This is a genomic window from Pseudomonas promysalinigenes (assembly GCF_014269025.2).
Classification (GTDB): Bacteria; Pseudomonadota; Gammaproteobacteria; order Pseudomonadales; family Pseudomonadaceae; genus Aquipseudomonas; species Aquipseudomonas promysalinigenes.
Genome location: NZ_CP077094.1, coordinates 871,704 through 884,377 on the forward strand (window position 1 = coordinate 871,704; position 12,674 = coordinate 884,377).

A 12,674-nucleotide genomic window follows, 5' to 3' on the forward strand; every position below is an offset into this window, starting at 1 on the left:
CGGTTGTCATCTGTAAGTCATTTCTCACAACCTGAGGCCATGAAATTCGTTACGGCACTATGAGCGGTCACTTGCGACAGAAGTTCCTGGGTGGCTTCGGAACGCATGAAAGATTTCTAAATAATTTTTCAATGATAAATACTTTCAATTTGATAGCACACAGCAGTTTTACCCCCAGCCATAAAGGGGCAAACTGAGCGAGGATATTGTTCTGCTATCACCAGAAATTTTTTTTCAAAATTCGTCAAAAAAGGTACGAACGGTCTCAAGACAGGTAGCGGCCAGAGGTGCGGAGTCGAATTTTTGGCGTCTTTATTTTGGCATGATGGCACTGTGAACAGTTGTGCCAATGGGGTGGCGAGCATTTCGCAACACTCGTAGCCTCAAAAATACTAAGGCTTTTTTTGGCTTGCCGTTAAGCCTTCCGGACGCTCCGAAGAGCTGTCCATGAACGATGGAACGTCTTGGGCAGCCCACACCAATGGCCACTGGGGGCGTCTCAACCATTGAGCACATGGATAAGGCGTGAAGGCTTGTTTTCCATACCCGCAAGCCAATCCTGCGCCATCGTCGGTGCGTCCGGCTCTGGCAAACGCACACTGCTCCACTTCTTAGGCCTACTCGATCAGCCTTGTGGCGGTGCGCACCTGCTGTACGGGAGCGCGATGGCCTGTGCCGACGCCGATCAGCGGGCTATCGAACGCAACCGCCTGATGCGTCCGATGCACCGCGCAAAGTGCCTGTGGTGCCTGGTTCGATGGGATTGCAGGGCATCGAGGTGAACGGGCTGCAGGGTGGGTATGTAATGCGCGCGCCGAGCCGCCAAGCGGCTCCTGCGTCAATCACTCAGCCGAATGATCGCGCAAGAACACCAGATGATCCGCTTTGGATTGCTCGGCGCTGTAATAGTAACCCTGCACATCGAAGCGCTTGAGTTGCTCAGGGTCGTTGACCTGCTCCTGAATCACGAAGCGGCTCATCATGCCGCGGGCTTTCTTGGCGTAGAAGCTGATGATCTTGTATTGGCCGTTCTTCAGGTCTTTGAAATCGACGTTGATCACCCGAGCCTTCAGCGCGCTGCGCTTGACCGCATTGAAATACTCGTTGCTCGCAAGGTTCAACAGCAGGTCGTCGCCTTGTTCGGCCAGGGCCTGGTTCAGCCACTCGCTGATGCGCGTACCCCAGAAGGCATACAGGTCCTTGCCGCGGGCGTTGGCCAGCTTGGTGCCCATTTCCAGGCGGTAGGGTTGCATGAGGTCGAGCGGGCGCAGCAGGCCGTAGAGGCCCGAGAGCATGCGCAGGTGCTGTTGGGCATAGCTGAAGTCGTCCTCACCGAGGGTTTCGGCATCGAGGCCCGTGTAGACGTCACCCTTGAACGCCAGCAACGCCTGCTTGGCATTGGCCGGGGTGAAGTCTGGGGTCCAGCTGCCGAAGCGGGCAGCATTCAGGCCTGCAAGCTTGTCGGACAGGTGCATCAGCTCGCTGATCTGCGCTGGCGATAACTCCCGCAGTTGCTCGATCAGTACCTGGGAATCGTCCAGGTATTGCGGCAAGGTGAACCGCTGAGTCACTGGGGGGGTGTCATAGTCGAGGGTCTTGGCGGGGGAAATCACCGTCAGCATCGGTTCGGCTCCTGAAGTCGATTCGGTGAATTCTACGGGCCGCGGCCAGTAACGCCAAACTATGGCGACAATAGTCACAGACCATCGCCGAAGCAGGCGCTATAGTGCGCGTTTTGGCCATCACGGAGAGACCGATCGTGCGCATTGCCGGGGCCTTGCTGGCCACCCTGTTGAGCCTGGCGGCCCAGGCCGCACCCATACCCCCGGCCAGCCTGGACCGCAGTCTGTGGCCCGAACAACTGGACAGCCCGGCTTTGTTCGACGTTGCCTCTCGGGCAGAGATCCTGTCGTTTGCCCGTGTGTTGCATGAAAGCGAGCTGCTCGATGACGCTGCGCTGGCGGCGCGCCTTGGCTTACGCCAGATCAATCTGCAGAAAATTCGCGCCGTGCGCGCGCAAATGTGGCAGCGCTTGTGGTTGGGTTATCAACAGGCGCAGCTGAGCTGCGAACAGGATGCTTCTTTCTGCTATCTGCTCGAATCCATGGCCGATTTGCGCACCACGGCTGCTACATTTGCCACAGACGTCGGCAAGTTCTACACCGGCTGGATCGAACCCAGTTATCAGTTCCACGCCCGCTATCTGGATGAGCAACTGCGCAAGGCCGCCTTGCTGGGGCAGACCAGCAGCGAGGTCGAACGGCTATCCAGCCGTGAGCGCAATGGTGATGAGCTCAACGACCGCATGTTCCTATTGACCTTCGTCGGTGGCCCGACGCCTGCCGGCGGTAGTACCGATGCGCTCACCCGCTACCTGCGCAAGCAGAAACTGCAAGCTACGTTCTTTGTGCTGGGCACTCGCTTGCAGCAGCGCCGCGATGCGGGCCCGGCCAATGCGCTTGGCCAGCTATACGCCGGCCAGTGCGTCGGGATACAGGGTTGGGAATACCGCTCTCATGCCCAGTGGCAGGGCTGGCAGGACTCGATCAGGCGGGCTCAGGCCCAGGTTCAGGCTGACCTGCCCGCCCAGTACGTGCCGCTGTTCCGCCCGCCCTACGGCCAGCGCCGTGCTGACGGCGAAGCGTTCATGGCTAGCCAGCAATTGCAGGTATCGTTGTGGGATATCGATGCCCAGGATGATGGGCCGCTGTCTGCCGAGGCGTCGGCCCAGCGTGTGGTGACCTTGATGCTGCTATGGCGTAAAGGTGTGATCCAGCTGCATGACACCCTACCTAAGGCACAGCCAGCGCTGGAGTGGTTGCTGCGCAGCACGGCCCAGAGCGGTATCGGCTGGGAGGGTTGTCACGATTACGCGCAGCGCCAATAGCCGGTATGACTTCTGACTGTAGTCGCGTATCGCCTCGCCGCCAAGCCCTGATCGTCAATCGGAAAAATAAACTTCAAAAACACGTAAAAATGCTTTTTAGAGTCATCGCTTTTGCGGTATGAAGAAACCAGACAGCCGATCCCTGCAGCACAGGTGGCGTCATCCAGGCCCACTTTGCCAGGTACGCTTCCCGCCCGTAGCAACGCGGATACGGGAAGAACGGCGGTCACTCTGCGGCGTGTCACAGCACGCGCCGTGTGGCTTCGACATAAGGTGACCGAGTATGGATGACCAAGGACGCACCACTTCCTCCAGCAAGCCAATCCTGTATGTGCTCGATACCAACGTCCTGATTCACGACCCCAACGCATTACTCAACTTCGAGGAGCACCACGTCGCCATTCCCATGACGGTGCTGGAGGAACTCGACAAGCTCAAGACCGGCAAACAGAGCATCGCGGCAGAGTGTCGCCAAGCCATCCGCCTGATCGACCAGACACTGGGGGATGCCTCGCCCAGCGTCGTCGAGCAGGGCGTACCGATTCAGCGCGGCAAGAGCGGGCCAAAGGGTTACCTGTCGATCTTGATGAGCCCGCGCAACGAGCCCAGCAAGTTACTGTCCGAACACCTCAACGACAACATCATCATCAACACCCTGCTGGAAGTCCGTAGCCGGCGCACCGACCTGGACGTGGTGCTGGTCACCAAAGACATCAACATGCGTCTGAAGGCGCGAGCCTGCGGGATCGCGGCCGAGGACTACAGCACCGACCAGCTGGTCGATGACGTGTCCTTGCTCTCCAAGGGCTACCATTCGGTCACGGGCTCGTTCTGGGACCGGGTAAGCAAGGTCGATACCCGCCAGGAGCGCGGCCGTACCTGGCATCGGGTGCAGATGATCGAACACCTGCCGGCGGTGCACGTCAACGAGTTCATCATCGATGAGCAAGGGTTCGTCGGCTGGGTCAAAGGCATACGCAACGACGAACTGCTGTTGCTCGACCTTCATCAGGAGCCATTGCTGCACCAAGAAGCCTGGGGCCTCAAACCGCGAGATATCCACCAGAGCCTGGCGCTGTTCGCCTTGCTCGACCCGGATATCCACCTGGTCAACCTGACCGGTGCGGCGGGCTCGGGCAAGACCATCCTGGCGCTGGCTGCGGCCATCGAGCAGACCATGGTCAGCAAGCGTTACCGGCGCATCATCGCCACCCGCAGCGTGCAGGGGCTTGACCAGGAGATCGGCTTCTTGCCGGGCACCGAGGCGGAGAAAATGGAGCCCTGGCTGGGCGCCATCACCGACAACCTCGAAGCGTTGCACATGGACGATGAGAGCACTCACGGCAGCGTCGAATACATCCTCGAACGCGTGCCGCTGCAGTTCAAGTCGCTGAACTACATCCGCGGGCGCAGTTTCCAGCAGAGCCTGATCCTGATCGACGAATGCCAGAACCTCACGCCGCACCAGATGAAAACCATCATCACCCGCGCCGGCTCCGGTTCGAAGGTGGTGTGCCTGGGTAACCTGGCGCAGATCGACACGCCGTACCTGTCTGCGACCAGCTCCGGCCTGACTTACCTGACCGAGCGCTTCAAGGACTTCCCCCATGGCGTGCACATCACCCTGCAAGGTGTGCCACGTTCGGTGCTGGCCGAGTACGCCGAGTCGCATCTGTAACCCACATGGCCGGGCGGCCCCCCGCCCGGCATATTTGCGCTGCGCAATCCTGACCCACGGGTTTACACTCTCTGTTCCCTTCACAGGAGCTGAGCAGTGCTGACTCATCTTGATTCCCAGGGGCGCGCCAATATGGTCGACGTCACTGAAAAGGCGGTAACCGAACGCGAGGCGGTGGCCGAGGCGCGGGTGCGCATGTTGCCGCAGACTTTGCAGATGATCGTCGACGGCGAGCATCCCAAAGGTGATGTGTTCGCCGTGGCGCGCATCGCCGGTATTCAGGCGGCGAAGAAGACCAGTGATTTGATCCCGTTGTGCCATCCATTGATGCTGACCAGCGTCAAAGTCGAGCTGAACGCCGAAGGCCCAGATGCAGTGCGCATTGTGGCCCGCTGCAAGCTGGCGGGCCAAACCGGTGTCGAGATGGAGGCACTGACCGCCGCCAGCGTCGCTGCACTGACCCTTTACGACATGTGCAAGGCCGTGGACAAAGGTATGGTCATCGAGCAGGTGCGCCTGCTGGAGAAGGTCGGTGGCAAGAGCGGGCACTACAAGGTGGAGGCATGATGAGGGTCAAGGTGATGTACTTCGCCCGCTACCGCGAATTGCTGGGCATCGATGCAGAGCGCCTGGAAGGTGAGTTCAGCGTGCTCGATGACGTGCGCCAGGCGCTGGTGGCCAAGGGCGGACAATACGCTGTGCTGGCCGAGCAGAACCTCATGTGTGCGCGCAACGAAGAGCTGTGCCGGCTCGACGAGCCACTGGCCGAGGGTGATGACGTGGCGTTCTTCCCGCCGGTGACCGGAGGCTGAACATGGCAGTGCGAGTACAGCAGGGGGCGTTCGACCCCGGTGCCGAAGTCAATGCCATGCAGGCGGCCAATGTCGGGGTTGGCGCGGTAGTGGGTTTCGTCGGTTATGTGCGTGACTTCAACGATGGCTGCGAAGTGGCGGGAATGTTCCTGGAGCATTACCCAGGCATGACCGAAAAAGCCCTGGCCAAGATCGTGGTCGAGGCCGAACAGCGCTGGCCGTTGCTGAAGGTCGAGGTATTGCACCGTATCGGTGCGCTTGAGCCAGGTGAGCCGATCGTGTTCGTCGGCGTGGCCAGCGCCCACCGGCAGGCGGCGTTCGATGCCTGCAACTTCATCATGGATTACCTCAAGACCCGGGCGCCGTTCTGGAAGAAGGAAAATACCCAGGAAGGGCCGCGCTGGGTGGAAGGCAAACAGAGCGACCAGGATGCGGCGGGGCGTTGGTGAATCAATGATTGATGACCAGGGCTTAGCCCCGGTTCGCAGGTGAACCCACAGGGATTGGGCGGCCCCTGTGGGAGCGGGTTTACCCGCGAAGCATCCAGCACGAATCAGTGGTGTTTGCGCGGCACCGGCTTGAGCAGCTCATCCGGCGGCATCTCGCACTTGATCTTGCGCCCCAGCAGCGTTTCGATCGCTGGCAACTGGTAGGAGTCATCCTCACCGGCAAAGCTGATCGACACGCCGCTGGTACCCGCACGGCCGGTGCGGCCGATGCGGTGCACGTAATCGTCCGGGTCTTCCGGCAGGGTGAAGTTGATCACGTGGCTGATGCCATCGATGTGAATCCCGCGCCCGGCCACATCGGTGGCCACCAGCACGGTGATGCGCCCTTCGCGGAAGTTCTCGAGCGTGCGAATGCGTTTGTGCTGCGGCACGTCGCCCGACAACTGCGCGGCATTGATGCCATCGCGCACGAGTTTTTCCTCGATGCGGCGCACCTCGTCCTTGCGGTTGGCGAACACCATCACCCGCTCCCACTTGTTCTGGGTGACCAGGTTGTACAGCAGCTTGTACTTGTCGCTGCCGGCGACTGCATAGACGTGCTGCTCGACCGTTTCGCTGGCGACGTTCTCAGGCTCGATCTCGACGATCGCCGGGTTGGTCGTCCATTGCTTGGCCAGGTTCATCACATCGTCGGTGAAAGTGGCCGAGAACAGCAGGGTCTGGCGTTCGCTCTTGGGTGGGGTCTGGCGGATGATCTGCCTTACCTGGGGGATGAAGCCCATGTCGAGCATGCGGTCGGCTTCGTCCAGTACCATCACCTCGACCATGTCCAGGTGCACTTCGCCGCGCTGGTTGAAGTCCAGCAAACGGCCCGGTGTGGCCACCAGGATATCGCAGTGGCGGGCCTCCAGAGCCTTGAGCTGTTTGTCGAAGTCCATGCCGCCGACGAAGCTCATCACGTTCAGGCCGGTGTACTTGGTCAAGGCGATGGCGTCCTTGGCGATCTGCACTACCAGCTCGCGGGTCGGCGCAATGATCAGCGCTCGCGGCTCGCCCATGTAGCGCTCTTTGGGCGGCGGCGTCTGCTGCAGCTGGGAAATGATCGAAATCAGGAATGCAGCCGTCTTGCCAGTGCCTGTCTGGGCACGGCCGATGGCATCCTGGCCACGCAGGGTGTAACCCAGCACCTGCGCCTGAATCGGCGTGCAGTAAGGGAAGCCAAGGTCATGGATAGCGTGCATCAGCTCGTTGGACAGCTTGAAGTCGTGAAAACGCGTCTTGCCCTCCTGCGGTTCGACCACGAAGTCTTCCGGCTTCCACAGGCTTGCCTGGGGCTTGGGTTTGCGTTCGCGACGTGGCTTGTCCTTGGCCGGATTGGCAGCTGGTGCTGCAACATCAGTGAATGTTTCTGCCTTGGCCGGGCGCTTGGCGCGGGGCTCGGCCGCCTTGGGCTCGGGCCGGGACTGGGCTGAGGGGGCGGGGGCCGCTGGCGTCACCTGGGCAGCTGAAGCGGCGGCCTCAGGCGCGGCATCGGCTTTGCCGAATATTTTCTTGAGTGCCTTGAGCACGGTCGTCTCATCAACTGGTTAAGGAATGTACGCCGGGCAGTGTAATGCAAGAACTGAACGCGGCGTAGCAGAAAACTCCCACAGCTACAAATGAAGTTGGCTTATTGCAACTGCTTGCTCAACCAGTCGTGGATATCGCTCAGCTCCTCGACCGCCACTTCGTGTTCCATTGCGTATTCATGCCAGCGCGCCGCAACGCCCCAGGTATTGAGGTATTCGAACGCTGTGCGGCCCATGGACGGAATCACCACGGGGTCGTGCACGCCGTGTAGGCACAAGGCAGGCGTGCGCTGCTGGCAGGCGCTCAGCTGGTGACCCTCGGTGAAGGTAGGTGCATAAGTGGAGAGGGCGATAACCCCGCCAAGCGCCTCTTGCCACTTTATATAAGCGGTGTGCAGCACCACCGCGCCGCCCTGGGAGAAGCCGGCAAGGAAGATGCGCGACAAGTTGATGCCCTTGGCCTGCTCGGCCTTGATCAGGGCAATGATCTGCTCGGCCGACTCTTCGAGCTGCGCTTCGTCGATGGCCCGCGCTGGCGTCATGGCCTTGATGTCGTACCAACTGGGCATTGCGTAGCCACCGTTGATGGTCACCGGGCGAGTCGGTGCCTGCGGCATGATGAAGCGCGTGCTCAGCAGACGCTCCTGCATGAATTCGGCCACTGGTAGGAAGTCGTAACGGTCGGCACCCAAACCGTGCAACCAGATCACACAAGCGTCGGCGGTTTTCTGGGGTTCGAGAATCAACGGGTTGGTCATGACTGCTCCGAAAAAGTGCGTGCCTTGTTGGGTAATGCGTGAAAAGAAGGCAGAGGGTTTGATTGTCGGAAAAAGAATGTCGCAACGATACAACTTTTAGTACTTGACGAATGCTTAAACGCTACAGCCAGCAGATGTGGTATGCGCCTTGCTATCAAAACTGTGATGCGAATGGCAAAACCTGACGGTAACACCTCTCGCACGCGAAGGCTGTCACAGAACAGCCCATTGCGCCAATTGACCCAATAACAAGCCAGCAAGGGTCGGATGCGCCTCATAAGGGTGCGGTGCAATTCCGGCTCGTACAACAAGAGCGATTTGGAGGTTGTGAATGAAGATGTTGAAAACCACCCTGGCAGTCCTGACCGCTGCCGCTGCGCTGGGCGCCGTAAGCACCGCCCACGCCGGCGCCACTCTTGATGGAGTGAAGAGCAAGGGCTTCGTCCAGTGTGGCGTGAGCGATGGTCTTCCAGGCTTCTCGGTACCTGATGCCCAGGGCAAGATCATCGGTATCGACGCCGATGTGTGCCGTGCCGTAGCCGCCGCCGTATTCGGTGACGCGACCAAGGTCAAGTTCAGCCAGCTCAACGCCAAGGAGCGCTTCACCGCGCTGCAATCGGGCGAAGTCGACGTACTGTCGCGCAACACCACTTGGACCAGCTCGCGCGATGCCGGCATGGGCCTTGTCTTCACCGGCGTAACCTATTACGACGGCGTGGGCTTCCTGGCCAACAAGAAGCTCGGTGTCAAAAGCGCCAAAGAGCTCAATGGCGCCACCATCTGCATCCAGGCCGGGACCACTACCGAACTGAACGTATCGGACTACTTCCGCGCCAACGGCCTGAAGTACACCCCAATCACCTTCGACACTTCCGATGAAAGCGCCAAGTCGCTGGAGTCCGGCCGTTGCGATGTACTGACCTCGGACAAATCGCAGCTCTTCGCCCAGCGTTCCAAGCTGGCCGCGCCGACCGAGTACATCGTGCTGCCAGAAACCATCTCCAAAGAGCCACTCGGCCCGGTGGTGCGTAAAGGCGACGAAGACTGGTTCAGCATCGTCAAGTGGACCCTGTTCGCCATGATCAATGCCGAAGAGGCCGGCATCACCTCGAAGAACGTCGAGGCCGAGGCCAAGTCCACCAAGAACCCAGACGTCGCCCGCTTGCTCGGCGCCGACGGTGAATACGGCAAAGACCTCAAGCTGCCCAAAGACTGGGTAGTGCAGATCGTCAAACAAGTCGGCAACTATGGCGAAGTGTTCGAGAAGAACCTTGGCCAGAGCACCGACCTGAAGATCGACCGTGGCATGAACGCCCTGTGGAACAACGGCGGCATCCAGTACGCGCCACCTGTGCGCTGATGGCTGCACCCTGCGGCGGCATCCCGCCGCCGCAGGTCGTTCGAATCCCTTTTTCTCGGGGCACTTCATGCAAAATCAAATTGGCGTATCCAAAGGGTTTTCCCTGAGCGATCCGCGTGTACGCGCCTGGCTGTTTCAGATACTTACCATCGTCTTCGTGGTCGGCCTGGGCTGGTACCTGTTCCACAATACCCAGACCAACCTACAGCACCGAGGCATCACCTCCGGTTTCGACTTCCTAGAGCGCAGCGCAGGGTTCGGTATCGCCCAGCACCTTATTCCCTATGTGGAATCGGACAGCTATGCGCGGGTGTTCGTCATCGGCTTGCTCAACACCCTGCTGGTGACCTTCATCGGCGTGATCCTGGCGACCATCCTTGGCTTCATCATCGGTGTGGCGCGGCTGTCACCGAACTGGATGATCAGCAAGCTGGCAACCGTCTATGTGGAAACCTTCCGCAACATTCCGCCGCTGCTGCAGATTCTGTTCTGGTATTTCGCCGTGTTCCTGACCCTGCCGGGACCAAGGGGCAGCATCAACATCGACGATAGCTTCTTCATCAGCAACCGGGGCCTGAACATGCCCGGTGCCGTCATGGCTGATGGCTTCTGGCCGTTCGTCGTTGCCTTGGTGTTGGCGCTGCTGGCGATTGTGGTGATGGTGCGTTATGCCAACCGTCGATTCGACGAAACCGGCGAGCCGTTCCATAAGTTCTGGGCGGGCCTGGCGCTGTTGATCGTCATCCCTGGTGCCTGCACGTTACTGTTCGGCAGCCCGGTGCACTGGGAACTGCCACAGCTCAAGGGTTTCAACTTCGTCGGCGGCTGGGTGCTGATTCCGGAGCTGTTGGCCTTGACCCTGGCGTTGACCATCTACACCGCGGCATTCATTGCCGAGATCGTGCGTTCGGGCATCCGCTCGGTGAGCCATGGCCAGACCGAAGCTGCCCATTCGCTCGGCCTGCGTGACGGCCCGACTCTGCGCAAGGTGATCATTCCCCAGGCACTGCGGGTGATCATTCCGCCGCTGACCAGCCAGTATCTCAACCTGGCGAAGAACTCGTCCCTGGCGGCCGGTATCGGCTACCCAGAGATGGTCTCGCTGTTCGCCGGTACCGTGCTCAATCAGACCGGCCAGGCCATCGAGGTGATCGCCATCACCATGAGTGTCTATCTCGCCATCAGCATCAGCATCTCGCTGCTGATGAACTGGTACAACAAGCGCATTGCGCTGATCGAGCGGTGAGGATACATCCGTGAATGCCCATGTTTTCAAACCCGACATGCCGCCACCGGTGAAAACCGTCGGCGTGCTCGCATGGATGCGTGCAAACCTGTTCTCCAGCTGGCTCAACACCTTGCTGACCCTGTTCGCCGTGTACCTGATTTGGCTGATCGTGCCACCGCTGGTGCACTGGGCATTGCTCGACGCCAACTGGGTCGGCACCACCCGTGCCGACTGCACCAAGCAAGGCGCCTGCTGGGTGTTCGTGCAGCAACGTTTCGGCCAGTTCATGTACGGCTACTATCCGGTGGAACTGCGCTGGCGCGTGGACCTCACCGTGTGGCTGGCCGTGCTCGGGGCCGCGCCGCTGTTCATCAACCGCTTCCCGCGCAAGGCCGTTTACGGGCTGGGTTTCTTGGTGCTGTACCCGATCATCGCCTACACCTTGCTACATGGTGGTTGGCTGGGGCTGACCACGGTTGCCACCAGTCAATGGGGCGGGCTGATGCTGACCCTGGTGATCGCCACCGTAGGTATCGCCGGTGCGTTGCCGTTGGGGATTCTGCTGGCCCTTGGGCGGCGCTCGAGGATGCCGGCGGTGAAGGTGGTTTGCGTCACTTTCATCGAGTTCTGGCGTGGCGTGCCGCTGATTACCGTGCTGTTCATGTCTTCGGTGATGTTGCCATTGTTCCTGCCCGAGGGCATGAGCTTCGACAAGCTGCTGCGGGCCATGATTGGGGTGATCCTGTTCCAGTCGGCGTACGTCGCCGAAGTGGTGCGCGGCGGCCTGCAGGCTATTCCCAAAGGCCAGTACGAGGCCGCTGCGGCCATGGGCCTGGGCTACTGGCGCGCCATGGGCCTGGTGATTCTGCCGCAAGCGCTCAAGCTGGTTATCCCCGGCATCGTCAACACCTTCATTGCCCTGTTCAAGGACACCAGCCTGGTGATCATCATCGGTTTGTTCGACCTGCTCAACAGTGTCAAGCAAGCCGCTGCCGACCCGGCCTGGCTGGGGATGGCTACCGAGGGCTACGTGTTCGCGGCCCTGGTGTTCTGGATTTTCTGTTTCGGTATGTCCCGCTACTCCATGCACCTGGAGCGCAAGCTGGACACTGGCCACAAGCGTTAGGAGTTTCGAAATGAGTGAAGCGATCAAGCAGCCTGCCGGCCCCGAAGGCATCATCCAGATGCAGGGCGTGAACAAGTGGTATGGCCAGTTCCATGTGCTCAAGGACATCAACCTGAACGTGCGTCAGGGCGAACGTATCGTGCTGTGCGGCCCGTCGGGGTCAGGCAAGTCGACCACCATCCGCTGCCTCAACCGCCTGGAAGAACATCAGCAAGGGCGCATTGTGGTCGATGGGGTGGAGCTGACCAACGATCTCAAGCAGATCGAGGCCATCCGCCGCGAGGTGGGCATGGTGTTCCAGCACTTCAATCTGTTTCCGCACCTCACCATTCTGGAAAACTGCACCTTGGCTCCGATGTGGGTGCGCAAGATGCCGCGCCGCAAGGCCGAGGAAATTGCCATGCACTACTTGGAACGGGTGCGTATTCCAGAACAGGCGCACAAGTTCCCAGGGCAGTTGTCCGGTGGTCAGCAGCAGCGTGTGGCGATCGCTCGGGCGCTGTGCATGAAGCCGAAGATCATGCTGTTCGACGAACCCACCTCGGCGCTGGACCCAGAGATGGTCAAGGAAGTGCTCGACACCATGGTTGGCCTGGCTGAAGACGGCATGACCATGCTCTGCGTCACCCACGAAATGGGCTTTGCCCGCACCGTGGCGAACCGAGTGATCTTCATGGACAAAGGTGAAATCGTCGAGCAGGCGGCGCCGGATGACTTCTTCGACCGGCCGCGCAGTGACCGCACCAAGTTGTTCCTGAGCCAGATTCTGCACTGATGCAAAAGGGGCCGCGAATGCGGCCCCTTTTGA

General features: G+C 60.1%; 12 protein-coding genes. 9 read left to right on the forward strand and 3 right to left on the reverse strand.

The window, feature by feature from the left end:
* Positions 1-842 precede the first annotated feature (842 nt).
* Entirely contained in the window at positions 843-1,622 is a 780-nt protein-coding gene (gene yaaA / locus HU725_RS04090; protein ID WP_186477463.1) for a peroxide stress protein YaaA, read from the reverse strand.
* A gap of 137 nt (positions 1,623-1,759) precedes the next feature.
* On the opposite strand from yaaA, the gene HU725_RS04095 reads away from it, so the two are divergent.
* The 5 genes from HU725_RS04095 (at position 1,760) to moaE (ending at position 5,826) form a co-directional block, all read left to right on the forward strand.
* Positions 1,760-2,887 (forward strand): polysaccharide deacetylase family protein, encoded by a 1,128-nt coding sequence (locus tag HU725_RS04095; RefSeq protein ID WP_186477464.1) that lies wholly within the window; start codon positions 1,760-1,762, stop codon positions 2,885-2,887.
* Between the two features lie 283 nt (positions 2,888-3,170).
* The gene (locus HU725_RS04100; RefSeq protein WP_060478987.1) at positions 3,171-4,565 is read left to right on the forward strand and encodes a PhoH family protein; all 1,395 of its coding nucleotides are present in this window, start codon (positions 3,171-3,173) and stop codon (positions 4,563-4,565) included.
* Between the two features lie 96 nt (positions 4,566-4,661).
* Positions 4,662-5,132, forward strand: a complete 471-nt coding sequence (moaC, locus tag HU725_RS04105) for a cyclic pyranopterin monophosphate synthase MoaC (RefSeq protein ID WP_186477465.1) — start codon at positions 4,662-4,664, stop codon at positions 5,130-5,132.
* Positions 5,132-5,377: a MoaD/ThiS family protein gene (locus HU725_RS04110; protein ID WP_060478989.1), complete on the forward strand. Its 246-nt coding sequence runs from the start codon at positions 5,132-5,134 to the stop codon at positions 5,375-5,377. The genes moaC and HU725_RS04110 overlap by 1 nt, the downstream gene beginning before the upstream one ends.
* A 2-nt stretch (positions 5,378-5,379) precedes the next feature.
* Positions 5,380-5,826: a molybdopterin synthase catalytic subunit MoaE gene (gene moaE, locus HU725_RS04115; protein WP_186477466.1), complete on the forward strand. Its 447-nt coding sequence runs from the start codon at positions 5,380-5,382 to the stop codon at positions 5,824-5,826.
* Positions 5,827-5,930: 104 nt separating this feature from the next.
* On the opposite strand, the gene rhlB is transcribed toward moaE, so the two are convergent.
* Together rhlB and HU725_RS04125 are read right to left on the reverse strand one after the other, a co-directional pair.
* Positions 5,931-7,394: an ATP-dependent RNA helicase RhlB gene (rhlB, locus tag HU725_RS04120; RefSeq protein ID WP_186477467.1), complete on the reverse strand. Its 1,464-nt coding sequence runs from the start codon at positions 7,392-7,394 to the stop codon at positions 5,931-5,933.
* A 101-nt stretch (positions 7,395-7,495) separates the two neighbouring features.
* Positions 7,496-8,152 carry an alpha/beta hydrolase gene (locus HU725_RS04125; RefSeq protein ID WP_186477468.1) on the reverse strand — a complete coding sequence of 219 codons (657 nt, stop codon included), beginning with the start codon at positions 8,150-8,152 and terminating at the stop codon, positions 7,496-7,498.
* A gap of 331 nt (positions 8,153-8,483) precedes the next feature.
* On the opposite strand from HU725_RS04125, the gene HU725_RS04130 reads away from it, so the two are divergent.
* The 4 genes from HU725_RS04130 to HU725_RS04145 all read left to right on the forward strand — a co-directional run bounded on the left by HU725_RS04130 (position 8,484) and on the right by HU725_RS04145 (position 12,641).
* Positions 8,484-9,512: an amino acid ABC transporter substrate-binding protein gene (locus HU725_RS04130; protein WP_186477469.1), complete on the forward strand. Its 1,029-nt coding sequence runs from the start codon at positions 8,484-8,486 to the stop codon at positions 9,510-9,512.
* Between the two features lie 67 nt (positions 9,513-9,579).
* On the forward strand, positions 9,580-10,758 hold the full coding sequence (locus HU725_RS04135) for an amino acid ABC transporter permease (RefSeq protein WP_186477470.1): 1,179 nt from the start codon (positions 9,580-9,582) through the stop codon (positions 10,756-10,758).
* Positions 10,759-10,768: 10 nt separating this feature from the next.
* Positions 10,769-11,866, forward strand: a complete 1,098-nt coding sequence (locus HU725_RS04140; protein ID WP_060478995.1) for an amino acid ABC transporter permease — start codon at positions 10,769-10,771, stop codon at positions 11,864-11,866.
* A gap of 10 nt (positions 11,867-11,876) precedes the next feature.
* A complete protein-coding gene (locus HU725_RS04145; RefSeq protein WP_054899237.1) occupies positions 11,877-12,641 on the forward strand; it encodes an amino acid ABC transporter ATP-binding protein in 765 nt (254 codons plus the stop codon).
* The last annotated feature ends 33 nt before the right edge of the window (positions 12,642-12,674 follow it).